Raw genomic sequence first — 23723 nt, 5'->3', positions numbered from 1 at the left:
AGCAATCGGATAGCTTTTACGAAAGGCCGCTGAACAAAAGCCGGGGAACAACCCTATCGGCGATCAATTGTAAGAGAACTGTCTGCCCCGGTTGGTAGACAATCCTTTTCCCCCGGAGAATCCCCATGACCAAACGCGTCCTCATCCTCGCGGCCGATGGCTTTGAACAATCCGAACTGATGGAACCGAAGAAGGCATTGGAAGATGCAGGCTTCGAAACGGTCGTAGCCAGCCTCAAGCCCGGATCGATCACCGGCTGGAAGGACAAGAACTGGGGCGATGCGGTGGCGGTAGAGATGACGCTCGACGAAGTTTCGGCTGACGACTTTGACGCGCTGCTTCTGCCCGGCGGCCAGATGAACCCCGATATCCTGCGGATGGATGACGATGCCATCGACCTCGTCAACGATTTCGACGATGCGGGCAAGACCATCGCCGCGATCTGCCACGCCCCGTGGCTTCTGGCCGAAGCCGATATTCTTGACGGACGCACCGTAACCGGATGGCCTTCGATCCGCACCGATCTTGCAAACGCGGGCGCTGACGTGGTCGATGAAGAGGTGGCCATCGATGGCAATTTCATCACCAGCCGCAATCCTGATGACATTCCCGCATTTTCAAAAGCACTGATCGATGCGCTGACCGATTGATTGGCGCCGATTGATTGGTCCCGCGCCGCTTTCTTACATGAGAAAGCGGCGCGGGTTTGCGGCGAGCATCATACTTTCATGCTGTCAGCAATAGCGCTGACATCGGGATAGGGCATGACCAGCGTACCATCGGGCGCTGCGGTGTAGGATGTCTGGGTAGGATAGGCCAGGCTGATTCCTTCCGCCCCAAAACGCTGCATGATCGCTACCAACAGGCGATCGCGGGTGGGATGAGCGATGTTCCAGTCGGATCCCGGCACATCGATGATGAATGAAAAATCCAGCGAGCTTGCGCCAAAGGCTTCGAACCCGGCCCTTGCAACTTTGGCATTTTCCGCCTCGCCCATCTCGCGCAGCATCGCCGGAATGCGCGCCAGCGTTTCGGGAGGCGTCTCGTAAGTCACGCCCAAGATGAACGACAGGCGAATGTGATCGCGCACGGTCACATTGCGGATTTCCCTGTCGAGCAGGTTCTTGTTCGAAATTATCAGCAATTCTCCGGTAAAAAGCCGGACGCGCGTGGTCCGCATGCCGATCCGCTCCACCGTGCCGAGGTTCTCTCCCCAACCGATGTTGTCGCCCACCTTGAACGGCCGGTCGAACAGGATCGATACTCCTGCAAAGAGGTCGGAAAAGATGCCTTGGGCGGCAAGACCGATTGCGATGCCGCCGATACCCAGACCCGCGACCAGACCGGCGACATTGACGCCCAGATTGCCGAGGATCAGAACCAGCGCGATGGCGAAGACAAGGAATGTCACCAGCGCGCGGATGATACCCAGCGCGGATGTCAGCGCGCCATTGGCATGCTGTGCACCGCCTGCCCTGTGTTCGACCACGCCCAGCACCAGTTCACGCGCCCAGATTGCGGCCTGTAGCGTCATGCCGATGGTGAAGAGGAAGCCTATGGTCGTATCGAGCCACGGCGGCGTGGCCGCATAGCCATCGACGATCCGCGCCGAAAGAATGACGATGAACCAGAACCGCGTGCGCGCCGCGAGCCGGCCCAGAATGGTTCGCCAACTGACCAGCGCCTCATCTTCGCGGCACAAGCGCTGCGCCAGTTTCTGCAAGGTCAGCAATAGCAGGACGATGCCTGCCGCAATGCCCGCCGCAATGGCGATGCGCAGCCAGTTTTCGGCAATCCAGGCGCTGGTTTCAGCGATCAGAAGTTCGGGATTGGCTGAAACAGCGGGATTCGTGGCACGTGGAGAAACTTGCATGCCTAACGGAAAGCCTCAGTCAGCGTCGGGTTCCCGAAGGGACGGATGCTAACGCCCCTGCATATCCCGCGCTTCGGCCGGGATATGCACCACCAGCCCGTCAATCGCGTCGGTCAGTTCGATCTGGCATGACAGGCGGCTCGTGCGCGTAACGCCCGCCGCAAGGTCGAGCATGTCCTCCTCGTCATCGGCCGCGACGGGAAGCTTGTCGAACCAGTCGGGCGAAATGACCACGTGGCAGGTGGAGCAGGCCATCTGGCCTTCACATGTGCCCTCCAGCGGCATGCCTTTTGCCTGACCGAGTTCGAGCAGGCGCGTCCCGGCTTCGCCTTCAGCGGCGATCTTTTCGCCCTGGGGGGTTACGAAGGTGACGCGGACCATGGCTACAAGACTCCCTGAACCTTCGCCGCGGCATGGATTGCCGCTGCGGCCTGAACCAGATCCTCTTCCCCGGTATAGCGTCCGAACCCTAGCCGGATCGCCGTTTTGCTATCCCTGTCCGAAAGTCCGAGTGCGCGCAAGACATGGCTTGGCCTGCCCGACCCGCTGGCGCAGGCAGACCCGGCGGAAAATGCGACATTGCGGCATTCCGACAACAGCCGCCCCACGTTGAGACCGGGAAGTCGCACATTGAGATTCCCGTGCCAGCGCTCCGTCTCGCTGCCGTTCAGCGTCCAGTCCTCGAACAGCGACCGCGCCAGCGTCCACAGCTTCTCCACATGCTCTGCATCGCTTGTACCCAGACTTGTGCACAGCGCCGCCGCCGCGCCGAAACCGGCGCAGAGCGCGGGCGAGAGTGTGCCCGAACGCAAGCCGCCTTCCTGCCCGCCGCCATGGATCAGAGGCGCAAGTTTCACCCCGTCCCGCACCCACAGCGCGCCGATGCCCTTCGGACCGTAAAGCTTGTGCGAGGACAGTGCGATCAGGTCCGCCCCTTCCGGCGCGGCCAGCTTCCCCGCGCCCTGCACCGCATCGCACAGGAACAGCGCCCCCATCGCCCGCGCCTGTGCGGCGATAGTCTCGACCGGCTGCACCGTCCCGATCTCGTTGTTCACCTGCATCACCGCGACCAGCCCGGTGCCTTCGGGAATCGCACCGTCGGCATCGACCAGCCCTTCGCCCGACACCGGCAGCACAGTTACATCGGGATCGACGAACCGCGCCGTATCCAGCACCGCCGCATGTTCGATGGCAGAAACCGCAAGCCGTTTCCGTCCCGATCCGATGATCGCCAGGTTGAGCGCCTCGGTCGCGCCTGAGGTAAACACCACGCGCCCGCCCGGCGGCAGCAGCGCCGCCACTCGCGCCCGCGCCACCTCCACTGCCGCCGCCGCCGCGCGGCCATAGCGGTGCGGGCTGTGCGGATTGGCAAACCCAGCGGTTTCCGGCCCCGCCAGCCACGGCATCATCGCCTCGCGCGCTTCGGGCGCCAGCGGCGTTGTCGCCTGATAATCGAGGTAGATCATCCGCGAATATCCCGCCAGACGTCCACGAACCGCGCGATCTCCGCCTCGGTCGTCTCGCGTCCGATGGATACGCGGATCACCTCACCCGCGCCCGCGGTCCCCATCGCGGAAAGCACATGGCTGGTCTTCAGCGAACCCGATGAACAGGCACTGCCCGCCGAAACAGCGATGCCTGCGCCATCGAAGCGGATCAGTTGGGCATTGGCCGATCTGCCGGGCATACGATAAGCGCCGATGGTCGGCAGACGCGGCGCCTCGGCAGCAATCACCTCGCCGCCCGCGTTTGTGATCGCATCGTCCAGCCAAGACCGAAGGCGCGCAGCGTCCTCCAGCCAGTCATTCCCCGCCTCAAGCGCCGCCGCCATCGCCAGCACGCCGGGCAGGTTTTCGGTCCCGCCACGATAGCCACGCTCCTGCCCTCCGGTCGGATGCAGCATGGCCCAATCGCGCACCAGCAAGGCACCGATGCCGATCGGACCGCCAAACTTGTGTGCCGAAATGGCAATCAGATCAGCGTGGGGCAGCGCGATCTTGCCCGCGCCTTGTGCGCAATCTGCCAGCAGCAGTCCGCCGGCCAGATTGACGCTCGACCAGATCCCGGTCAGAAATTGAATCACCCCGGTTTCATTGTTGACCTGTTGAACGGCGACAAGCACTCCCGGTGCCATCTCGGCTTTGACGACCCCGCCGTCGCCGTCGACCGACAATCGCGCCGCATCGCCTGCCAGGCGCAACACGGCTTCATGTTCCACCGTAGAGACCGCCGCCAGCGGTTTCACGCAAGCCCGGATCGCCAGCGCAATCGCCTCGCTGGCCCCGCTGGTGAAGATCACCTCGCCGGTCCAGCCGAGCGCCGCCTTGATCCGCGCGCGGGCATCCTCAAGCGCTGCCCGCGCCGCGCGGCCTGCCTTGTGCGGGCTGGAGGGGTTGGCCCAGATGCGGAATCCCTCCTCCATCGCGGCAAGCGCCTGCGGCAGGATCGGGGTGGTCGCAGCGTGGTCAAGATAGATCGGCAATGGAAATCCCGGAAAAGTTGCTTTCGTGAGGCTGGTTTCTATATAGCCCTTTGACCAATTCCCAGCCCCGGCAGTCATCGCCGTCGCGGCCAGAACACAGGCAACCAGGACAGGCAATGCCCGCAGTCATTTTTCCCGGCCCCGAAGGCCGTCTCGAAGGCCGTTTCCAGCCCGCTTCGCGCCCGCGCGCGCCAGTGGCGATGATCCTCCATCCGCACCCGCAAGCGGGCGGCACGATGAACGATCGCATCACCCAGGCGATGTACAAGACGTTCGTGGCGCGCGGCTTCGCCGTGTTGCGCTTCAACTTCCGCGGCGTCGGCCGCAGCCAGGGCAGCTTTGACAACGGCATCGGCGAACTGTCCGATGCGGCGGCGGCGCTGGATTGGGTCCAGTCGATCCACCCCGAAGCCAGCACCACATGGATCGCAGGCTATTCGTTCGGCGCGCTGATCGGCATGCAGTTGCTGATGCGCCGCCCGGAAATCCGCGGCTTCATCTCGGTCGCCCCGCCCGCCAACATGTACGATTTCAGCTTCCTTGCACCGTGCCCCGCATCGGGCATCATCGTGCAGGGCACGGCCGATACGGTCGTGACACCCAACGCCGTGCAGAAGCTGGTCGACAAACTGCGTACGCAGAAGCACATCACCATCCATCACGATGAAGTGCCCCGCGCCAACCATTTCTTTGAAAACGAAATGGACGACATGATGCGCGCGGTCGATAACTACCTCGACATGCGCCTGTCGCCGGACTGCCCCATCCGCTGATCAACGCTTCCCCCCTCCCGCTGGCGGGAGGGGCCGGGGGTGGGACTGCGATCAAAGCGTTGTCGGCATCCCGTCGATCAGGATGGTCTTCATTTCAAGATAGGGCAGCAACCCCTCCGGCCCGCCTTCGCGCCCGATGCCTGATTGCTTGAAGCCGCCAAACGGCAGTCCGAAGTCCATGCGCAACCCGTTTTGCCCGACGCCGCCAGTGCGGATGCGGCGGGCAATGCGATAGGCCGCATCGGCGTCGGTCGTCAGCACCGAACCGTTGAGGCCATAAGCACTGGCGTTGGCGGTGCGGATCGCGTCTTCCTCGTCGTCCACCGGGATCAGGCTGAGCACCGGGCCGAAAATTTCTTCCTGCGCGATGCGGCTGTCGTTTTTCACATTGGCGAACAGCGTCGGTTCGATGAAAAAGCCCTGGTTCATGTGCGCTGGCCGTCCGCCCCCGGTCACCAGATCAGCGCTGCGCTTGCCCTCGTCGATATACATCTCGATACGTTCGAGCTGGCGTTTCATCGCCACCGGTCCCAGTTGCGCCGCGGGATCGTCGGAGTGGCCGATTCGCACCTGCTGCATTTCAGCGGCAATCGCATCAGCCAGTTCATCATGGCGATGGCGCGGAATGATCACGCGGCTGAGCATCGCGCAGACCTGCCCGCTCATCATGGTGATCGTACCGGCCAGTATCCTGGCCGCAACGTCGATGGGAAAGTCATCCCGGATGATCGCGGCGGACTTGCCGCCCAGTTCCAAGGTGCATCGTGCCATGCGCGCGCCGCAAACGCTGGCGATGCGCCTGCCCGCCAAGGTCGATCCCGTGAACGAAACCTTGTCGACTCCTTCGTTGCAGACGAGATGGTCGCTCGCCTCGCGGTGGCCGGTAACAAGATTGACCACGCCTGCCGGAATACCCGCCACCTCTGCCGCTTCGGCAATGATATAGGCCTCCAGCGGGGTTTCGGGCGATGGCTTCATGATTACCGTGCAGCCGGTGATCAGTGCATAGGCGACCTTGTTCGCCATGATTCCAAACGGCCCGTTCCACGGCGCGATGGCCGCCACCACGCCGACCGGCTCATAGGCGATCAGCGCGGTATCGGCGGCCATGCTGGGCCGACGCTGGACGAATTCGAACTGTTCGGCAAAGCCCGTGATCTGGGCCAGCGCCATCACGCTGCCGCCATGCATCGGGCCTGCGAAAGAGGCGAGGCCGCCCATCTGCGCGGTCCACGCCTTCGCCAGTTCAGGTACGCGGGTTTCAAGGTGCCCAACCATGCGGCGGAAGGCCGCAATACGCTCTTGTGGCGGCGTGGCTGGCCATGGCCCGTGATCGAAGGCTTGGCGGGCGGCGGCAACGGCGGCGTCCATGTCGGCTTCGTCAGCTTCTGCCACGCGCCCGACGACCTGTTCGGTGTTTGGCGAGACCAGATCGATCATCCGGCCCGAATGGGCAGCCACCCATCGTCCGCCAATGAATAGCTTGTCATGATGAACGACGTTCACGCCTTCTGGAGTCATGGCTTGGGATCCTCTCAAGGCTGCGACCGGATTCGGCTTCTGCCATAACGCTAACATTTGATATTATATGCGCAAACAGAAAAAGGGCGGCCGTTGCCGACCGCCCCTTTTTTCAGGTCAAGCCCTGCGCGGATCAGAACGTCTTGCGCACGGAAACAGCCCATTCGCGCGGGCGGCCCACATTGGAATACGACGTTCCAACGAAGGAATAGACCGCAGCGAACCGGATCGGCAGATAGTAGTACTTGTCGAACAGGTTCTGCACCTCAAGCGAAATCGAGAGGTTTTCGTCCTCGTTCCGCCAGGTAAGGCGCGCGTTGCCCAGCGTGATCGACGGGTTGTAGTCAAGAGGTCCGAACACGCCACCATTGATCAGGCGACCGATGGTCTGCTTGCCAACGTAGGACAAGTCGAACCGCGGCGTGATCGAGCCAGAGGTGCCGAGATCGGCACGATACTGGATGCCCAGGCTGCCGCGCCATGCCGGCGTGGTGATGGGATCTTCGACACGCAGTGCGCCCTGTGCGGCCACATCAATGCGCTTCCACTTGCCGTCAATCCAGCTCAGCGAGGCATCGATATCGAGACCTTCGATCGGAGAGGCGGCAAATTCGGCTTCAAGACCGTACATCTCGCCATCGCCTGCATTCTGGATGGCTGCGCATGGGAACGGTCCGGTGCCCGGCGCAAAGCCATCCAGAACCGAACAGTCACCAATCGGAAGCTGGATGTTCTTGTAATCGTTGTAGAAGCCCGAAAGGTTCAGGCGAACCTTGCGATCAAACAGATCGGTCTTCAGGCCAATTTCGTAGGCGCGCAGGGTTTCAGGATCGAACGTGCCGTTGACGGCCTGATTCTTGGTGAACGGACGCGCGGTCACGCCGCCGCCCTTGAACCCGGTGCTGACCGTTGCATAAGCGAGCACTTCGGGGCTGAAGCGGTAATCGACCGAAAGACGCCAGTCGACCTTGTCGCCATCGTAATTGGCCTTCGAGCCGTTCAGCGCGCCGACGCCGAAGATATCGGTCAATGTGCCGCCATCCCACTGGGTACGCACGAAGGTATAGTCCTTGTGCTCCTTGGTGTAGCGCAAACCGCCTGTCACGGTCATGTTCTCCACGGGACGGAAGATGACTGTACCGAAGGCGGCCTTGCTGTTGGCGCGGACAGGATCATCACCCTGGAACTGCAGGAACAGCGCCGGATTGCCGATCGGCACGATGTAGCGGATGTCCTGGCGGGTGAAGTAGACCGAGGTCTGGTTATTGTAAAAGCCGCCAATGGTCCAATCGATGTTGTCACCGATCTGGCCGTTGAGGCGCAGTTCCTGGCTGAAGAACTTGAAGCTGAGGTCATTGTAGCCAGCGCCGGCAATCAGGCTGTAGGGCGTGTAATCGTCATCCGTGCCGAACACCTGATCGTAACGGCGATACGCGGTAATGGCCTGGACGTTGAGATTGTCGCCAAGCCCGATGGTGAGATTGCTGGAAACGCCCCAGCCTTCGAACTTCGTCGTGTTCGGGCTGTAGTATGCCTGCGTGGCCTGGCCACCGGCGGGCATGTAGAAGTTGGCATATGTGCAGAAGCGCCCGCACGAGAAATCGACGCCGCCGGTCAATACCGGATTGGTTGCGCCGATGACGCCAGCGGCGTTGGTGCGGTTTTCATAAGTGTAGTCGCCGGTCACGATCCAGTCGAGGTTGTCGCCCGGATTGTAGCGCAGCGAACCACGAATGCCCGAATAGCTCCGCTCACCCAGCTTGGCAGTGACGCAGTCCGATGGCGATGCCGCGTTGCTGCCGATGCCAAGCGCATTGCCCGGATTTTCGCAGCCATAATCGACCTGATCGACATAGCCTTCCTGGCGCTTGTACACGCCGGAGAGGCGCGCAAAGAGATTTTCCGTAAGCTCGAAATTGGCAGTCGCGCGAAGGTCGACGCGGTTGCGCGACCCGTAAGTGGCCTCAACCGTCCCGCTGTCACCCGCCGTTGGCTTGGCCGAAAACAGCTTGATCGCACCGCCGATCGAGTTGCGCCCCGTCAGTGTGCCCTGCGGGCCACGCAGCACTTCGACACGGTCAAGATCGAGCAGATCCATGACGCTGCCGGTCAGCGTGGCATAGTACACATCATCGATATAGATACCGACACCGGGTTCGTAGGCCGGGTTGAAATCGTACTGGCCGATGCCGCGAATGTATGCGGCCATCGAAGAACCGAACGCAGCGCCCATCTGGGTCAACTGGACGTTCGGCGCCTGTGCTGCGATCTGCGAAATGTCTGTCTGGTTGCGGGAGGCAAGCAGTGCAGCATCGACCGCCGTGATCGACAGCGGCGTATCCTGAAGGCGCTGTTCGCGGAACTGTGCGGTAACGACGATTTCGTTCGTCGTCGGCGCTGTATCGGCCTGCGCTTCCTGCGCATACGACGGCGCGGTGATTCCCAGTGCGATTGCTGCAGTGCCTGCCGCAGCAAAAAGGCGCACAAATGAATTGTTGACGTTGGCTTTTGCCATATCCCCTCTCCTGTATGACCCTCTGCGGGGTCGGTTTGATGTTTGTTAGTAAGACATACTAATTTGCGCTTTGCAAGTCTAACATTTGATCAAGTTCCCGCGAATTTCGGGTGATGCAAAAAGTCCACACCTCGCCTCTTGCCCCCTACGGTCAACGCGGCGATAGAAGCGGGCAATGACCAACACGCCGCCATCGCGACCCGACCCGCATTCGCCGCTGGAAGACATTGCCCGCAACGGCGATGTCGCACTGCTCGTCGACCTTCTGAAACTGGGCAGCTTCATCGGCGGGCCAATGCGCGAAGGCGTGGCAGATCCGATGGGCCTCACAGCCACGGACCTGCGGATCGTACTGGCTCTGGGTGGGGAAGGCGAACTGGCAGGCCACGAATTGTCAGACATCATGGGTCTTGCGCCGATGAACGTCAGCCGTGCCATTACCGGGCTGATGCAACGCGGCCTGGTCGAGCCGGGTCTCGACCTGTCGAACCGCAGGCGCAAGCCGGTGCGCCTGTCCGAACAGGGACGGGCATTGTTTGCCCAGACGTTGCCGGCCATGGCCGTTGTCGGGGCTGATTTGTTCAAGGGCGTACCCCCGCGCGACCGTGAAGCGTTTCGCCGGGTTGCAGCATCCGTCCTGACACGGATCGGGCGCTTCGGCAGTTGATCGCCGCCATCACGGCCACTTCTCCTGCAGTCTGGTGAAATCGCCGACGGCAAAGGATTTGGCGAGCACGGGATGAGCAAAGCTCATCGGCACTTCCTGGCGATGCGGCCAGGTCTGGCGCACTTCCTTTTCAGGCAGGATCACGTCAGGCCCTACGGGATTTTCAGGATAGCACACAACAGCGGGCTGAAGATGCGCAACGGTCTTGGACCAGCCAGTTTCGTAATCGGCCTGCCATTGCATCAGGTAGTCCAGCCGCTTGATCTTCCAGACGCCGTCTTCCTTGACGTAATCGTTCTCGTACATGCCCGATTCCCAGAATTGCTGGGGCATACCGTCCGGCTTTGAACCGACGATGTCATCGTGCCAGCCCCCTGCGAGAATGCCCCGGAAACGCCCTTTTGCGGTCAATCCGTCGGGTGCGATCGTGATCACGTCCTGCAACTGGAAATGATCGAGCAGGAGGCCATGAACGGGGCCGCGACGGCCGCCGGTAAACAGATTCTGGAACCACGTGCCGTAAAGGCGCATGACGCCTTCATAACCGCGATATTCGCCCGACAGGAAAACGACAGCCCCGTCCTTCGCAAACAGTCCCGCAACCTCTTCGGGACGGTTGTAATCGATGTAGTAGCCATAGGCCCATTGCAGGCGGCGAATGGCGTTCAGATCTTCAAGCTCCGTCACGCGCGCTTCAAGCGCAGCCAGACGCGTATCGGCATCACTCATCCCGACTCTCCCAAGTCTCGTATATTTGTAAGCAACACTAACAAATTTTGGTGGGATTGCGAGAGGAAAAATGCGCCTCGGAAAGTGATGATTGATGACTTGTTTCGTCACGCGCTCGCGCTACTCTGCGCGCTGGACGGGTTTCGGAGGATGCTGCCCATGTGCGATGAAATGACCGAAGCCGAAAACGCGCAATGGTTGCGCAACGGCGGCCCGAACCGGAGACAGTTTGCCACGATAAGCGCAGGCGCGGCGGCGCTTTCCCTGCTGCCGGGGTGCACGACTGCAAAGGAGACGGGGTCTGCCACGGCCAGCCGGACGGTGATCATCGATACGCCCGACGGAAAGGCCGACGCATTCTTCGTCTATCCATCCAAAGGCAAACACGCCGCGGTGATCATGTGGCCGGATATTGCGGGCTTGCGCGATGCGTATATGACTATGGGAACGCGGCTTGCTGCGGCGGGATTTGCCGTGCTGGTGGTCAACCAGTATTACCGCTCCAGCCCTGCCCCGATCCTCGGCTCGCTGATGGAATGGCGTACCCCTGCGGGACAGGCCAAGCTCAAGCCGATGATCGCCAAGATCACGCCTGCCGGCACGATTTCCGATGCAGCGGCCTTCGTCGGGTGGCTCGATCGCCAGAAGGAAGTCGATACGAAGAAGCGGATCGGAACGTGCGGCTACTGCATGGGCGGGCCGTTCACCGTGCGTACCGCCTTTGCCAACCCTGCGCGCGTGGGCGCCGCCGCCTCGTTCCACGGCGGGGGCCTTGTCGGCGATGATCGCGATGCACCGAACAAGCTGATCGCCAGCACCAAGGCCGCCTATCTGATCGCCATCGCCCAGAACGACGATGAGCGTGCCCCGGAAGAAAAGACGATTCTGCGCGCCGCCGCAGACGCCGCAGGGCGGCCTGCCGAAATAGAGGTGTATCCGGCACAGCACGGCTGGTGCACCCTTGATGCACCGATTTATGACCGGGAACAGGCGGAAAAGGCCTGGGGGCGGATGATCGCGCTGTTCACCACCAATCTATGAACGCGCGATGCGCCGAACGGTTTGAAAAGCGCTGCGAGTCGTGAACCTCAGGCCCATGATATCTGGGTGAAGAGCGTTTCAAGTGCATTGTCCGCAACAGGGAACGTCATGCATCGCAATCTGAAATTGGCCCTTGCCGCAGGTCTTGGGTGGGCTGCCACACCCGCGCATGCGGAATGGATGAGCGGCAACCAGTTGCATGACATGTGCTCGGCCAGCAGCCCGGTCGACCAGGCACTATGCCTTACTTACGTGATGGGCGTGCTGGACGGCACACGCTATCTCGACGCGCCTCCTGGCACACCCAAGGGCGCGACCGGTGGCCAGGTACGCGATGTCGTGGCCAGGTATCTGGTCGACCATCCCGAAAGCCGGACTCTTCCGGCACGAAAGATCATCCGATCAGCGGTGATCGACGCATGGCCCGCGCTCCAACTCAAACCCGCGATCAAGCCAAAGCCAAAGCCCAAGAAGAAGCGCTGAGATCCTCCGGCTCAACCGCCCGCCAGGAAAGCGCGATTTTGCTCGATCATCTCGCGCACAGAACGCGCCCTGTGCCCCGTCAGGCGCTCGACATCATCGGTGCACAGCGCAAGGAACCCCTCGCGGATCGCGCGACCGAACGTGACCATGTCATCACTGTTCCACGGTATGCCGCCCACTTCGTGATTGTCCCGCGGACGACGCGGGATGCCCATGGCGTCGAACATCGCGTATTGGGCGTCATCATCCAGTGGGACGTATTCGAGCGGCCTGCCGGTCATTTCCGCCATCATTGCCGTCACTTCGCGGAAGGTCTGCAGTTCGGGACCGGTGATGTTGTAGGTGCGGTTCTCGTGGCCCTCGCCGGTCAGCACCGCGACGGCGCTTTCGATGCAGTCATCGCGCCAGACCATCGCCTCGCGGCCCTCGCCTGCGTTTGAGAACCACTTGCCGGTCTGCATCACGCCGGGTCCTGCCATGAGGATCATGGCATCGGCATAGTGGGCATCGCGCAGCATCGTCCACGCGGCACCGCTGGCTTTCATCAGCGCTTCGGTCTCGATGTGATCGTGGCGCACTTCCGCGGGATTGGCGGGATCGTCGATACCGATGAAACTGGTGTAGATGATGTGAGCCACGCCCGCAGCGGTGGCGGCGTAGATCGCAGCCTTGTGCTGCTCCACCCGCGCGCCGACGCGGGTGCCGGAGATGAGCAGCATCTTCCTCGCCCCCTGTACCGCTGCGGCGAGCGTTTCGGGCTGGTCGAAATCGCCGTAGCGGACGGTGCAGCCTTGTGCAGCACGTTCAGCCAGCCTGTCCGGCCTGCGCGTGATCAGGATCAGTTCGGCAGCGCGGCCCATTGCGATCAGGCGGTCGGAAACGCCCCGGCCATAATTGCCCGACGCACCCGTGATGACGATCCTGCCCACGGTCACAGCGCGTCCAGTTGCTCCTGAGGCACCCACCAGCCATGCACTTGCGGGCGCAGGTGGGTGGGGATCACTACCTTGGCAACCGCGCCTGCCGTAATGTCGCCCGCATCCACCACCCAGGCCTCGTGATGGAACTGGTCGTCGCCAATTTGGCTGTCGACGATAAACACCAGCCAGCCGTCACGCGCGGGATCGGCGGCGGGGACGTGGACGGGTTCGTTGTATCCCGCCATCGGCGCAAGCGGCAGCGCGCCTGTCACCCGCGGGGCGGGCGTGTCCATGCCGTCAAGGCGGAGCAGCATGTTGAAGCTGACGCCAACGGGGCCTGCGAACAGCGGCGGGCCTTGCAGCGCGGGGTTCATCGAAAGCATGAAGCCGAACGAGTAGGGCTGTCCTTGCATCTTCGCCGGGATCACCGGGAAATCGCCCGGAGGTCCGATCACGGATTCGGTCACCTCGCCGCCGTCCGCCTTGGGATCGACCGTCCAGCGGGTAAGCGCACCCTGAATGTCCTGCGGCTGGAGGAAGATGCCCGAAGGCTCGCGGATGAAGGCGAAGGCGTTGGTGCTGTTGAGGCACGCGTCGAAGTGAAGCATCCCATCCACATCCTCCCACGCGTTCATCATGTGGTATGAATGGCAGCCCTTGGGGCCTTTGAACCACTTGATTTCCGACACATCGCCATAGCGCGGCATGACGCCGAGCCATGAATCGCGTTCGGGTTCGTGATGCCAATGCTCGCCGCCTGCCTTCAGCCGGTCGAGGTCGGAGGTCGTCGGGTAGACCGGGAACAGGGCGTAGTTCTCGCTGATCGTGAAATCGTGCATCATCGCGCAATAGGGCGCGTCGAACCACTGTTCGGATGTGAGTGTGCCGTCCGGCGCGACGATGCAATAGGCGACCTTCGCGGAGGCCGGGCCATCGGCTTCGTATCCATAGAAGAACAGCTCGCCGGTCTGTGCGTCGATCCGCACGTGCGCAGTCATGGTCTCGCTATTGAGCGCACCGCCGAAATCGTAGGAACCGATGGTGGCGAGCGTCATGGGATCGACGCGGTACGGGCGGCCGTCTTCCTTGGCCATCAGCAGCCTTCCGGCGTGCCAGACCGGCGTGGTGTTCGCCACGGTGCGGTCCACGCCCTGCACTTCCGCGTCATCGGTGAAAGGGTTGCGGTACTTGCCGAACAGGGCCTTGCCCGCTGCCTTCTCTGCCCTGTAGCGCGCGGTTTCGACGGACTTCATCGTGAAGTCGGCCGTACCATCGCCATTGAACGACAGGCGGCTGATCATCCCATCGCCCGACAGCGTATGGTCGTTCTCGAACTTGGGCGGAAAGGCCGGATCGGGCACGGCACGATAGAAGCTGCCGCGCACTTCAGGCGGGAGATCGCCTTCCACCTTCAACCCGCGCAGGTCCACTTCCTGACCGACCGGCGCATTGGCGCCCATGAAATAGATCGTCTGCGGAAACGCGCCCATGACCATGCCTCACCCTATCAATTGTTATTATTTGTGTAGCATCTCCCGTGATCGGATCAAGCCCACCAATAGGCCGTCGCACGCATTTCGATGCTGACGCGCGGGGATGCGTCGGCCGGGCAATCCGGCAGATCGAAGGCCACGTGCGGCACGTGATGCGCGCGGGCGGGATCGCTGTCATTGGTCTTGAACAGGACAGCCTCGTCGATGGTCATCTGCGGGAAGTAATGCCAGCGGTGTGCGGGATTATGCGCCACCACCAGCCCTTCGAACGACCATTCGGGCTGATCGGGCGCATCGAACACGGCTTCGGCGGCGATGAGGTCTTGCGCGCAAAGGCTGCGCGCATCGCAGAAGGCCAGCGGCACGTCCTGCGGCGGCGGGGAGATGGCGCGCCAGACATTGTAATGGGCGCAACGCAGAAAGGGCCGGCCAGCCGCGCCGCGCCCGGCAAAGGCACAGGCCGTGGCGTCGGAAATGTCGATGTGGGCAAAGCGCGCGGGCATCGAATTGTTAAGACTTCCGGCCTTCCCCGACCTTTCGGAAAAGCGCAGCAGGCCGGGCGCGCCCACATGGACGAAGTCCGCACCCGTAGCGGCCTGCACCAGTTCCTCGATCTCGCGCATGTGGACGCGGGCGACCTCTTCGCGGTCGGCAAAGTCGCTTACCACGCTCTTGTGCGCGACGATCTGAAAGCCCTCGCGGTCGATGGTCGTGCCCGCCAGGCGCGCGTCGTACATCGGCATGGGCACGAGGATGATGTCCACCTCGTCCTTTTCATGCGCATTCGCATAATAGACCGGGCGGGCAAACATGCGACCCGAATAGGCGATCACTGCTTCCATCATGCTCTCCTGCGGCAGCCTGCCTGACGCAGGTCTGCCGTGCCCACCCCCAGCGAAAAAGGCCCGCCATTGCTGGCGGGCCTTGCGATCGATCAACCTGCGGCAAGCTGCTGTTCGAGTTCACCCAGTACGCGGTAGCAGTCGAGCACCTGGGCGACCGAGCTGTTCGGCTCGCGGCCCTCGCGGATTGCCGCGATGAATTCGCGGTCCTGCAACTCGATGCCGTTCATCGACACATCGACGTTGGAAACGTCGATCGGTTCTTCCTTGCCATTCACCAGATCGTCGTAGCGCGCGATATAGGTCGCGGTATCGCCGATATAGCGGAAGAATGTGCCCAGCGGCCCGTCATTGTTGAACGACAGCGACAGGGTGCAGATCGCACCGCTTTCACTCTTGAGCTGGATCGACATGTCCATGGCGATGCCGAGTTCGGGGTGGATCGGGCCTTCCACCGCATTGGCCTTCACGATCCTGCCTGCCTGATAGGCGAAGAGATCAACCGTGTGCGCGGCATGGTGCCACAGCAGGTGATCGGTCCACGACCGGGCCTCACCCTTGGCGTTCATGTTCTTGCGGCGGAAGAAGTAGGTCTGCACATCCATCTGCTGGATGTTGAATTCCCCACCCACGATCTTGTTGTGCACGTACTGGTGCGAAGGATTGAAGCGCCGCGTGTGGCCGATCATGCAGACCTTGCCGGTCTCGCGTTGGACGCGCAGCACTTCTTCCGAATCCGCCCAGCTATCGGCCAGCGGGATTTCCACCTGCACATGCTTGCCCGCCTTCATGCAGGCGATGGCCTGTTCGGCATGCATCTGTGTGGGGGTGCAGAGGATCACCGCATCCACATCGTCACGGGCGAGCGCGTCCTCAAGTTCGGTAGAGCTATGTTTCGCACCATACTTTTCCGCTACGGCGGCTGCCTGTTCCGCCGTGCGGCTGATGATCGAGACGATCTCGACGCCATCGATGTTCTTCAGACCATCGAGATGCTTTTCGCCGAACGCGCCGGCGCCTGCGAGGGCAATACGCATGGGGTTTCTCCATACTTCCCATCCCGCTTGCGGGAGGGGTCAGGGGTGGGCACCCGCGATAGCGGGCTGGTTGTTTAGCGATGGAGGCGGAACGGCCCACCCCCGGCCCCTCCCGCAAGCGGGAGGGGCCAAGATTCAGTCCGCAGGTTCGAGCACGATGTGGCCGATGGCCGTATTGCTGCAAGGGATGTGATAGTGGCGGTGCAAGGTCTTCACCTTATGGCCCAGCGCGCCGCGCATGATCAGCCACATCACCATTTCGATGCCTTCTGAGCCGGTTTCGCGCAGATATTCGATGTGCGGGATGAAGCGGACGGCATCGTCATCGGCTTCGAGCATATCAAGGAACTTGTTATCCCACTCGCGGTTCAGCAGCCCGGCGCGCGGTCCCTGAAGCTGGTGGCTCATGCCCCCGGTGCCCCAGATCTGCACGTTGAGGTCTTCGGGGTAGCTTTCGACCGCGCGGGCAATCGCCTCGCCCAGCGCCCAGCAGCGGTTGCCCGAAGGAACAGGATAGGTAACCACGTTGACCGCCAGCGGCACGACCTTGACCGGCCACTTTTCAGGCTGGCCGAACATCATCGAAAGCGGCACGGTAAGGCCGTGATCGACGTCCATCTCATTGATGATGGTCATATCGAAATCGTCGAGGATCAGGCTTTGCGCGATGTGCCAGGCAAGGTCTGCATGACCTTCGACATCGGGCACAGGGCGCGGTCCCCAGCCTTCGTCGGCGGACTTGTAGTGTTCTCCGCAGCCGATCGCGAAGGTCGGGATGATATTCGCATCAAACGCCGAGGCGTGATCGTTGTAGACGAGGATGACGACGTCGGGCTTGCTCTCGGCTTCCCACTGCTTCGTCCAGTCATAGCCGGCAAAGATCGGGCCGAAATAGTCGTCGCGCGTCTTTCCCTGATCGACAGCGACGCCAAGCAGCGGAACGTGGCTGGAGCCGACGCCAGCGGTAATCTTGGCCATGTCAGTTGGCTCCCTTGTTGGCGGCAGCGGCAAGATTGGCCCGGATCGAGCGATTGCCCTCAGCGGAACGTCCGCCGTCCATCATCATCTGGCGATATTCGGGCCAGGTCATGTCGGTCATCGTGCTGACCGCTTCGGCGAACGGCAGTCCGTCGGAAGAAAACAGCTTGGACAGGAAATAGACGTTGCCGCCCAGGTCCAGCAGCTTGTTGTAGTCGCGCGCGAGCAGCGCCTGCTTGGCCTCTTCCGAGATTTTCCACTCATCGAGATAGGCGCGCTCATCCGCCTTGAAGCGGTCCCGGTTCTCGGCCTTCATCAGGCTCATCGCGAACTGGTTGATCCAGTACCCCTTGCGGGCGCGGGCGGCGGTATAGATCCGCGTACCGGGAATATCGTCCAGCTCCGCAAGGTATTCGTGGATGTTCTGCTTGGGCGTTCCCTGTGTCACAGGCCCCTCTCCTTCAGCTTGGCGTCGAGGCGCGGGAATACCCGGCGGGCGTTGCCCTCGAAGATCGCGTGGCGTTCAGCGTCCGTGATGTCGAGCGCATCGACGTAACGCTTGGTGTCGTCGAAATAGAAGCCCGTGGTAGGGTCAATGCCGCGCACCGCGCCGACCATTTCAGACCCGAACAGGATATTCTTGTTCTCGATCACGTCGGCCAGCAGGTTGATCCCCGGCTGGTGATAGACGCAAGTATCGAAATAGACGTTGTTCATCAGATGGCCCGATAGATCGGGCTTCTTGAGCATATCGGCCAGCCCGCGATAACGGCCCCAGTGATAGGGCACCGCGCCGCCGCCATGCGGGATGATGAAGCGCAAGGTGGGGAAGCGGCTGAACAGATCGCCTTCCAGCAGCTGCATGAAGGCGATGGTATCGGCGGCGATATAGTAGCCGCCAGTGGCATGCATCGCCGGGTTGCACGAACCCGAAACGTGAATCATCGCCGGAACGTCAAGCTCCACCATCTTCTCGTAAAACGGGAACCAGTATTCATCCGTCAGCGGGGGATGGGTGAAGCGCCCGCCGCCGGGATCGGGATTGAGGTTGCAACCGATGAAGCCCAACTCGTTTACACACCGCTCCAGCTCTGCAATCGAACTGGTCATGTCCGCTTCGGGCGACTGCGGCAACATGCACACGCCTGCGAAGATATTGGGATAAAGCCCGACGACGCGCGCGATCAGGTCGTTGCACACCTGCGCCCACTTCACCGCAACTGACTGGTCCCCCACATGCGGGGCCATCGCGGAGGCGCGCGGAGAAAAGATCGTCATGTCCGCGCCGCGCTCCTTCAACAGGCGCAACTGGTTCGATTCAATCGTCTCGCGGATTTCATCGTCCGAGATGTCCGGGTATGGGGGACATTCGGTCCCGGCCTTGAACGCGGCCTTCTGCCTTTCGCGCCATTCATCGTGCGCCTTGGGCAGCACGGTATAATGACCGTGGCAGTCGATGATCATGGTCATTCGCTCATAACTCCAATCCCAACCTGGCCTTCGCTCGACACGAACGGGAGGGTTCTTCCAGCCATTTCGCGCTGACGTTTGACAGTGCCGCTGGTCATCAGCGGTTCGATGCCCAGCGCTTCCAGCGTCCTGGCAGACTCTTCCATCTCGGCAGCGCGGCGCAGCCCGTGCGTCGTCATGCGCTCGACATTATATTCCGCCCGCGCAAACCAGCTTTGTGTCTTCTCGCTGGCGTCGAGCGATGCCAGAACCTCGTCCACTACGCCTGCCTTCGTCGCCGCCAGCATCATCTCGGCGGTCAGCGCCTCGATGCCTTTGACCATGATCGAGCGGATCATCTTGATCGCGCTGGCGCGCCCGATTTCGTCGCCCACGACGCGGGTCCTGGTAAAGCCAGCCTCGCGCAGCCGCGCCGCGGCCTCGTCCGCATGAGCGCCCGAAACCAGCAGCGGCACATTCATTCGCGAAGGGTCCACTGGCGCCAGCACCGCCACGTCGACATAACGTCCGCCAGCCGCCTCGATCACTCTGGCCGCAGCGCGCTTGGTATCCGGGGCGACCGAATTCATGTCACACCAGATGGCGCCCTTCTTCAGCAATGCGGCATAGTCCTGCGCCGCCGCCAGCGCGGCATCGGCCGTGACCAGCGACAGCACCATATCGGCATCGGACAGCGCGAATTCCGCAGTCGCACAGGCAACCACCCCCGCCTCTTCCATCACCGCATGGCGCGCCGGGTTGATATCGAACGCCAGCGCCGCAGACTCCCAGCCTGCCGCCTTGGCAAAAGTGGACCCGGCCTCACCGAAGCCGATCAGGGCAATTGCGCTCTCCATTCCGCCGGTCCTGCGTCGGGATGCCCAGCAGAACAAATGCAAACATCGCCGCAGGCATAAATTTATGCAAAGCCTTCCGCGGCAACCTCATATAGCAGGCTCACGAATGCTCCCTGTGAGGCCGTAGGTCGCCAGTCCTGGCGCGTGGTGATGCCGATTGTGCGCGTCACCGGCGCGGGCGGGGGCAGCGCGGCCAACACGCCTGCCTGCAATTCCACCGCCAATTGCGCCGGAGAAAGCAGCGTCAGCGCATCGGACCCCAGCAACAATTGCCGCACCGTCAGCACCGATCCGCACTCGATCCCAACATGTGGCGGCTCTGCCCCGGCAGCGCGCATCATGCCCTCCCAATAGTGCCGCAGCGGGGTGTCACGGCCCGGCAAAATCCACGGGAACTGCGCCAGAGCCACACCATCGACGCGTGATGAAAGCAAAGGATGCCCGCTGCGCATCACCAGCGCGGGCTGGTCCTCGAACACCGCCTCCTGCCGTAGATCGTCCAGCGCCTTCGCATCGCGCAGCGCCCCCAGCATAAGGTCCACGTCACCATCACGCAGAGGCCCCGAAAGCTCTGCATGGCTCCCCTCCACCACCGCCACGTCCACTCCGGGATGCCGCGCGGCAAAGCGCAGGATGGTTTCGGGCAACCAGCGCGCGCGACTGAGCGGCATGGCCCCCACCACGATCCGCCCCGCCGCCTTGCCCTGCCAAGCCGCCACTTCGGCAAGGCCAGAGCGCAACTCTGCCATTGCGAGGCCAAAACCGCGCGCGCGCCGCTGTCCCGCAGGCGTCAGCATGACCGAACGCCCCCTGCGGTCTACCAACCGCTGGCCAAGCGCCACCGAAAGGTCCGCCACTGCGCGATGCAGCGAGGCCGACGACAGGCCCGTTGCCTCAGCCGCGACAACATAGCTTCCGGCGCGGGCCAGCGCGAGGAACGCGCGCACTTGTGTGCCGGTCACACGCGGGCTGCCGACATGGGCAAGCGCCGTTTCTGCGCGTGGCGCCAGCAACATCGCGGGTTCGGTGGGACTCATCCCCGAAGGACCCCGTATGAACAGGGCGCAACCCAGGTGCTCCTCCAGCCTTGCGATGGCTTGGGTAAGCGCTGGCTGCGTGAGATTGACCGCGCGAGAGGCCCGCGTGACACTGCCATGGCGAACGGTTGCCGCGAAGGCGGCGATATGACGGATGTTGAATACAGCTTCAACCATGAAAGATCGCTTAGCATTTCCTTATGGCGAGGGGCAAACATTGCATTGGCTGGTCCGGCATCACGGACGCATGGACAAGCGCTACAGTTTTCGCGGGAGCAAGCCATGTCGGGTATCGTCGTCCAGAACATCGAACGCGCAGATCAGGCGGTGATCGATGGCCTTGCCGCGTGTGGCGTTGCCACAGTGCATGAAGCGCAGAATCGTACCGGTCTTCTCGCGTCCTACATGCGCCCGATCTATGCAGGAGCGCGCATCGCGGGCAGCGCGGTGACGATCAGCGCAGCTCCGGGCGACAACTGGATGGTGCATGTGGCCATAGAGCAGCTGAAGCCGAACGATATTCTGGTTCTGGCACCTACCAGCCCATGTGAAGACGGATACTTCGGCGATCTGCTGGCAACCTCTGCACAAGCCCGCCAGTGCCGCGGACTTGTGATCGATGCGGGTGTGCGCGATGTGCGCGACCTGACCGAGATGGGATTCCCGGTGTGGTCCAAGGCGATCTACGCACAGGGCACGGTCAAGAACACGCTCGGCAGCGTCAACGTGCCGATCGTCTGCGCCAGCGCGCTGGTCAATCCGGGCGACGTGATTGTGGCCGACGATGACGGCGTGTGCGTGATCCCGCGCGAGAATGCCGCCGAAGTGCTGAAAGCTGCACAGGCGCGCGAAGCCAACGAGGGTGAGAAGCGCGCGAAGCTGGCATCGGGTGTGCTCGGCCTCGACATGTACAAGATGCGCGAGCGACTGGAGAAGGAAGGCCTGAAGTATGTCTGAGGGCTTGTCTGCCCCCTGCATGTGGATGCGCGGCGGCACATCGAAGGGCGGCTATTTCCTGAAGGATGACCTGCCTGCCGACACCGCCGCGCGCGACGGCTTTTTGCTGGGCGTGATGGGTTCGCCCGATCCACGCCAGATCGACGGGATGGGCGGCGCTGACCCGCTGACCAGCAAGGTTGCGGTCGTTTCGAAGTCTGCGCGCGATGGCATCGACGTGGATTACCTGTTTCTGCAAGTGTTCGTCGATCAGGCGATTGTCACGGATGCGCAGAACTGCGGCAATATCCTTGCAGGCGTTGGCCCGTTCGCGATCGAGCGCGGACTGGTGCAAGCGACAGGCGAAGAAACACGCGTTGCGATCTTCATGGAGAACACCGGGCAGGTCGCAGTGGCCAGCGTGGCGACGCCGGGCGGCGCGGTGACGTACCAGGGCGATGCCGCAATTGACGGTGTGCCCGGCCGCCATGCGCCGGTTCCGCTGGAGTTTCGCGATACTGCGGGTTCCTCGTGCGGGGCTTTGCTGCCGACCGGCAATGCCGTGGACCTGGTGAACGGCGTGGCCGTAACGCTGATCGACAACGGCATGCCCTGCGTGGTGATGAAGGCCGACGATCTTGGTATCACCGGCTATGAGGATCGCGACTGGCTGGACAATGCCACCGACCTGAAAGCGAAGATCGAGGCGATCCGCCTGATCGTCGGGCCGATGATGAATCTGGGCGATGTGAAGGAAAAGTCGGTGCCCAAGATGATGCTGGTGGCCCCGCCACGGAACGGCGGCGCGGTAACTGTGCGCAGCTTCATACCGCACCGCGCGCATGCCACCATCGGCGTTCTCGGCGCGGTCAGCGTTGCCACAGCCTGCCTGATCAAGGGTTCGCCCGCGGCCGACGTTGCCAGAATTCCTGACGGTTCGCGCAAGTTGCTTTCGGTTGAGCACCCCACCGGCGAAATGAGCTGCGTTCTGGAAGTGGATGACAGCGGAGCGGTGCGCACCGCCGCCCTGCTGCGCACCGCGCGCAAGCTGATGGACGGAGTTGTATTCAGCTAAAAGCCCACCCCGATCACTTCGTCACTGCGATCGCAGCGACGCAATCCAGAGTCCCACTGAACAACTCTGGATTGCCGCGTCGCCATCGGCTCCTCGCAATGACAAAACAGGAACGTAGACCATGAGCGACCGCATTCTGAGCTGGCATTCCAACCCGTCAAAGCCGCGCTACACCCCGCCCGCAGGCGCCGTCGACGCGCATTGCCACGTGTTCGGGCCGATGGCGCAGTTCCCGTTCAGCGCCAAGGCCAAGTACCTGCCGCAGGACGCAGGGCCAAACATGCTGTTCGGTTTACGCGATCATCTCGGCTTCGACAGGAACGTGATCGTGCAGGCGAGCTGCCACGGCACGGACAATGCCGCCACGCTCGATGCCATTGCCAGGTCGAACGGAAAGGCGCGCGGTGTGGCCGTGGTCGATCCAGCGATTTCCGAGGCTGACCTGCATGCGCTGCATCACGGCGGCATTCGCGGCATCCGCTTCAATTTCCTGAAGCGGCTGGTGGATAATGCCCCCAGGGACAAGTTCCTGGAAGTGGCGCAACGGTTGCCCAAGGGCTGGCACGTGGTGATTTATTTCGAAGCCGACATTCTGGAAGAACTGCGCCCCTTCATGGACGCGATCCCGGTGCCGCTGGTCATCGATCACATGGGCCGTCCTGACGTGACCCAAGGGCCGGACGGCGCGGACATGAAGGCGTTCCGCAATTTCCTGAACAGCCGCGATGATATCTGGTTCAAGGCGACCTGCCCCGACCGGCTAGACGCGATCAAGGAAGGCGGCGCGGGCGATCCGTGGAACGCGTTTGCCGATGCGGTCGCCCCGCTGGTGGCGGATTATCAGGACCGCGTATTGTGGGGCACCGACTGGCCGCACCCGAACATGGACACCGAGATCCCCGACGACGGCCACCTGGTGGACATGATCCCGCGCATCGCGCCCACCGCCGGATTGCAGCACAAGTTGCTGATCGACAATCCGATGCGGCTCTACTGGGCGGATTGAATGGTGTAA

Annotated in this window: 24 protein-coding genes; 8 read left to right on the top strand and 16 right to left on the bottom strand. The window is 62.4% G+C overall.

Features of this window, described 5'->3' with window-relative positions; all coding sequences use genetic code 11:
* Nucleotides 1-125 precede the first annotated feature (125 nt).
* Nucleotides 126-650, top strand: coding sequence for a type 1 glutamine amidotransferase domain-containing protein (locus tag LUA85_RS03325; protein ID WP_231466915.1), 525 nt, complete (start codon nt 126-128; stop codon nt 648-650).
* 68 nt (nt 651-718) lie between these two features.
* On the opposite strand, the gene LUA85_RS03320 is transcribed toward LUA85_RS03325, so the two are convergent.
* The 4 genes from LUA85_RS03320 to LUA85_RS03305 are packed head-to-tail and all read right to left on the bottom strand — an operon-like array spanning nt 719 to nt 4355.
* The gene (locus tag LUA85_RS03320) at nt 719-1873 is read right to left on the bottom strand and encodes a mechanosensitive ion channel family protein (RefSeq protein WP_231466914.1); all 1155 of its coding nucleotides are present in this window, start codon (nt 1871-1873) and stop codon (nt 719-721) included.
* 48 nt (nt 1874-1921) lie between these two features.
* Entirely contained in the window at nt 1922-2254 is a 333-nt protein-coding gene (locus tag LUA85_RS03315; protein WP_231466913.1) for a 2Fe-2S iron-sulfur cluster-binding protein, read from the bottom strand.
* Nucleotides 2255-2256: 2 nt separating this feature from the next.
* The gene (locus LUA85_RS03310) at nt 2257-3339 is read right to left on the bottom strand and encodes a cysteine desulfurase family protein (RefSeq protein ID WP_231466912.1); all 1083 of its coding nucleotides are present in this window, start codon (nt 3337-3339) and stop codon (nt 2257-2259) included.
* Nucleotides 3336-4355 carry a cysteine desulfurase family protein gene (locus LUA85_RS03305; protein ID WP_256448213.1) on the bottom strand — a complete coding sequence of 340 codons (1020 nt, stop codon included), beginning with the start codon at nt 4353-4355 and terminating at the stop codon, nt 3336-3338. The genes LUA85_RS03310 and LUA85_RS03305 overlap by 4 nt, the downstream gene beginning before the upstream one ends.
* A gap of 116 nt (nt 4356-4471) precedes the next feature.
* Here LUA85_RS03305 and LUA85_RS03300 point away from each other — a divergent pair, with 116 nt between their 5' ends.
* Nucleotides 4472-5128: an alpha/beta hydrolase gene (locus tag LUA85_RS03300; RefSeq protein WP_231466911.1), complete on the top strand. Its 657-nt coding sequence runs from the start codon at nt 4472-4474 to the stop codon at nt 5126-5128.
* A 51-nt stretch (nt 5129-5179) separates the two neighbouring features.
* Here LUA85_RS03300 and LUA85_RS03295 read toward each other — a convergent pair whose 3' ends face one another.
* Together LUA85_RS03295 and LUA85_RS03290 are read right to left on the bottom strand one after the other, a co-directional pair.
* Nucleotides 5180-6649, bottom strand: coding sequence for an aldehyde dehydrogenase (locus LUA85_RS03295; protein ID WP_231466910.1), 1470 nt, complete (start codon nt 6647-6649; stop codon nt 5180-5182).
* A gap of 133 nt (nt 6650-6782) precedes the next feature.
* On the bottom strand, nt 6783-9164 hold the full coding sequence (locus LUA85_RS03290; protein ID WP_231466909.1) for a TonB-dependent receptor: 2382 nt from the start codon (nt 9162-9164) through the stop codon (nt 6783-6785).
* 175 nt (nt 9165-9339) lie between these two features.
* Here LUA85_RS03290 and LUA85_RS03285 point away from each other — a divergent pair, with 175 nt between their 5' ends.
* On the top strand, nt 9340-9831 hold the full coding sequence (locus LUA85_RS03285) for a MarR family winged helix-turn-helix transcriptional regulator (protein WP_231466908.1): 492 nt from the start codon (nt 9340-9342) through the stop codon (nt 9829-9831).
* Between the two features lie 9 nt (nt 9832-9840).
* Here the strand turns inward: LUA85_RS03285 and LUA85_RS03280 are convergent, their stop codons facing one another.
* On the bottom strand, nt 9841-10560 hold the full coding sequence (locus LUA85_RS03280) for a nuclear transport factor 2 family protein (protein ID WP_231466907.1): 720 nt from the start codon (nt 10558-10560) through the stop codon (nt 9841-9843).
* 159 nt (nt 10561-10719) lie between these two features.
* On the opposite strand from LUA85_RS03280, the gene LUA85_RS03275 reads away from it, so the two are divergent.
* Both LUA85_RS03275 and LUA85_RS03270 read left to right on the top strand, forming a co-directional pair.
* Nucleotides 10720-11601: a dienelactone hydrolase family protein gene (locus LUA85_RS03275; RefSeq protein WP_231466906.1), complete on the top strand. Its 882-nt coding sequence runs from the start codon at nt 10720-10722 to the stop codon at nt 11599-11601.
* A 108-nt stretch (nt 11602-11709) separates the two neighbouring features.
* Nucleotides 11710-12084: a Rap1a/Tai family immunity protein gene (locus tag LUA85_RS03270; protein WP_231466905.1), complete on the top strand. Its 375-nt coding sequence runs from the start codon at nt 11710-11712 to the stop codon at nt 12082-12084.
* 11 nt (nt 12085-12095) lie between these two features.
* Here the strand turns inward: LUA85_RS03270 and LUA85_RS03265 are convergent, their stop codons facing one another.
* The 9 genes from LUA85_RS03265 to LUA85_RS03225 form a co-directional block, all read right to left on the bottom strand.
* Nucleotides 12096-13019, bottom strand: a complete 924-nt coding sequence (locus tag LUA85_RS03265; RefSeq protein WP_231466904.1) for an NAD(P)H-binding protein — start codon at nt 13017-13019, stop codon at nt 12096-12098.
* Entirely contained in the window at nt 13016-14500 is a 1485-nt protein-coding gene (locus tag LUA85_RS03260; protein WP_371823639.1) for a carotenoid oxygenase family protein, read from the bottom strand. Before LUA85_RS03260 ends, LUA85_RS03265 begins: the two co-directional genes overlap by 4 nt.
* Before the next feature lie 50 nt (nt 14501-14550).
* Nucleotides 14551-15342, bottom strand: coding sequence for a CmcJ/NvfI family oxidoreductase (locus tag LUA85_RS03255; protein ID WP_231466903.1), 792 nt, complete (start codon nt 15340-15342; stop codon nt 14551-14553).
* Between the two features lie 89 nt (nt 15343-15431).
* On the bottom strand, nt 15432-16376 hold the full coding sequence (locus LUA85_RS03250; protein ID WP_231466902.1) for a Gfo/Idh/MocA family oxidoreductase: 945 nt from the start codon (nt 16374-16376) through the stop codon (nt 15432-15434).
* Between the two features lie 135 nt (nt 16377-16511).
* Nucleotides 16512-17354, bottom strand: a complete 843-nt coding sequence (locus LUA85_RS03245; RefSeq protein ID WP_231466901.1) for a class III extradiol dioxygenase subunit beta — start codon at nt 17352-17354, stop codon at nt 16512-16514.
* A 1-nt stretch (nt 17355) separates the two neighbouring features.
* Nucleotides 17356-17802, bottom strand: coding sequence for a protocatechuate 4,5-dioxygenase subunit alpha (ligA, locus tag LUA85_RS03240; protein ID WP_231466900.1), 447 nt, complete (start codon nt 17800-17802; stop codon nt 17356-17358).
* Entirely contained in the window at nt 17799-18824 is a 1026-nt protein-coding gene (locus LUA85_RS03235; protein WP_231466899.1) for an amidohydrolase family protein, read from the bottom strand. The genes ligA and LUA85_RS03235 overlap by 4 nt, the downstream gene beginning before the upstream one ends.
* Nucleotides 18821-19660: an NAD(P)-dependent oxidoreductase gene (locus LUA85_RS03230; protein WP_231466898.1), complete on the bottom strand. Its 840-nt coding sequence runs from the start codon at nt 19658-19660 to the stop codon at nt 18821-18823. Before LUA85_RS03230 ends, LUA85_RS03235 begins: the two co-directional genes overlap by 4 nt.
* Before the next feature lie 62 nt (nt 19661-19722).
* Nucleotides 19723-20874, bottom strand: a complete 1152-nt coding sequence (locus LUA85_RS03225; protein WP_231466897.1) for a LysR family transcriptional regulator — start codon at nt 20872-20874, stop codon at nt 19723-19725.
* A gap of 105 nt (nt 20875-20979) precedes the next feature.
* On the opposite strand from LUA85_RS03225, the gene ligK reads away from it, so the two are divergent.
* The 3 genes from ligK to LUA85_RS03210 all read left to right on the top strand — a co-directional run bounded on the left by ligK (nt 20980) and on the right by LUA85_RS03210 (nt 23714).
* Nucleotides 20980-21654 carry a 4-carboxy-4-hydroxy-2-oxoadipate aldolase/oxaloacetate decarboxylase gene (gene ligK, locus LUA85_RS03220; protein ID WP_231466896.1) on the top strand — a complete coding sequence of 225 codons (675 nt, stop codon included), beginning with the start codon at nt 20980-20982 and terminating at the stop codon, nt 21652-21654.
* Nucleotides 21647-22708, top strand: coding sequence for a 4-oxalomesaconate tautomerase (locus LUA85_RS03215; RefSeq protein WP_231466895.1), 1062 nt, complete (start codon nt 21647-21649; stop codon nt 22706-22708). Before ligK ends, LUA85_RS03215 begins: the two co-directional genes overlap by 8 nt.
* 121 nt (nt 22709-22829) lie before the next feature.
* Nucleotides 22830-23714, top strand: coding sequence for an amidohydrolase family protein (locus tag LUA85_RS03210; RefSeq protein WP_231466894.1), 885 nt, complete (start codon nt 22830-22832; stop codon nt 23712-23714).
* Nucleotides 23715-23723 lie beyond the last annotated feature (9 nt).

Origin of the sequence: Novosphingobium sp. CECT 9465 (assembly GCF_920987055.1) — a bacterium.
Taxonomy (GTDB): domain Bacteria; phylum Pseudomonadota; class Alphaproteobacteria; order Sphingomonadales; family Sphingomonadaceae; genus Novosphingobium.
Note: the sequence above shows the minus strand (reverse complement) of the source record. Positions and strands in the feature narration are given on the sequence as shown.

Bases quoted from the DNA above. Each gene is read 5' to 3' on its own strand.
- LUA85_RS03260 (WP_371823639.1), bottom strand. From the start codon at position 14,500: ATGGTCATGGGCGCGTTTCCGCAGACGATCTATTTCATGGGCGCCAAT.
- LUA85_RS03230 (WP_231466898.1), bottom strand. From the start codon at position 19,660: ATGGAGAGCGCAATTGCCCTGATCGGCTTCGGTGAGGCCGGGTCCACT.
- LUA85_RS03310 (WP_231466912.1), bottom strand. From the start codon at position 3,339: ATGATCTACCTCGATTATCAGGCGACAACGCCGCTGGCGCCCGAAGCG.
- LUA85_RS03300 (WP_231466911.1), top strand. From the start codon at position 4,472: ATGCCCGCAGTCATTTTTCCCGGCCCCGAAGGCCGTCTCGAAGGCCGT.
- LUA85_RS03245 (WP_231466901.1), bottom strand. From the start codon at position 17,354: ATGGCCAAGATTACCGCTGGCGTCGGCTCCAGCCACGTTCCGCTGCTT.
- LUA85_RS03280 (WP_231466907.1), bottom strand. From the start codon at position 10,560: ATGAGTGATGCCGATACGCGTCTGGCTGCGCTTGAAGCGCGCGTGACG.
- LUA85_RS03290 (WP_231466909.1), bottom strand. From the start codon at position 9,164: ATGGCAAAAGCCAACGTCAACAATTCATTTGTGCGCCTTTTTGCTGCG.
- ligK (WP_231466896.1), top strand. From the start codon at position 20,980: ATGTCGGGTATCGTCGTCCAGAACATCGAACGCGCAGATCAGGCGGTG.
- LUA85_RS03285 (WP_231466908.1), top strand. From the start codon at position 9,340: ATGACCAACACGCCGCCATCGCGACCCGACCCGCATTCGCCGCTGGAA.
- LUA85_RS03235 (WP_231466899.1), bottom strand. From the start codon at position 18,824: ATGACCATGATCATCGACTGCCACGGTCATTATACCGTGCTGCCCAAG.
- LUA85_RS03210 (WP_231466894.1), top strand. From the start codon at position 22,830: ATGAGCGACCGCATTCTGAGCTGGCATTCCAACCCGTCAAAGCCGCGC.
- LUA85_RS03270 (WP_231466905.1), top strand. From the start codon at position 11,710: ATGCATCGCAATCTGAAATTGGCCCTTGCCGCAGGTCTTGGGTGGGCT.
- LUA85_RS03295 (WP_231466910.1), bottom strand. From the start codon at position 6,649: ATGACTCCAGAAGGCGTGAACGTCGTTCATCATGACAAGCTATTCATT.
- LUA85_RS03250 (WP_231466902.1), bottom strand. From the start codon at position 16,376: ATGCGTATTGCCCTCGCAGGCGCCGGCGCGTTCGGCGAAAAGCATCTC.
- LUA85_RS03315 (WP_231466913.1), bottom strand. From the start codon at position 2,254: ATGGTCCGCGTCACCTTCGTAACCCCCCAGGGCGAAAAGATCGCCGCT.
- LUA85_RS03320 (WP_231466914.1), bottom strand. From the start codon at position 1,873: ATGCAAGTTTCTCCACGTGCCACGAATCCCGCTGTTTCAGCCAATCCC.
- LUA85_RS03215 (WP_231466895.1), top strand. From the start codon at position 21,647: ATGTCTGAGGGCTTGTCTGCCCCCTGCATGTGGATGCGCGGCGGCACA.
- LUA85_RS03325 (WP_231466915.1), top strand. From the start codon at position 126: ATGACCAAACGCGTCCTCATCCTCGCGGCCGATGGCTTTGAACAATCC.
- LUA85_RS03225 (WP_231466897.1), bottom strand. From the start codon at position 20,874: ATGGTTGAAGCTGTATTCAACATCCGTCATATCGCCGCCTTCGCGGCA.
- LUA85_RS03255 (WP_231466903.1), bottom strand. From the start codon at position 15,342: ATGATGGAAGCAGTGATCGCCTATTCGGGTCGCATGTTTGCCCGCCCG.
- LUA85_RS03275 (WP_231466906.1), top strand. From the start codon at position 10,720: ATGTGCGATGAAATGACCGAAGCCGAAAACGCGCAATGGTTGCGCAAC.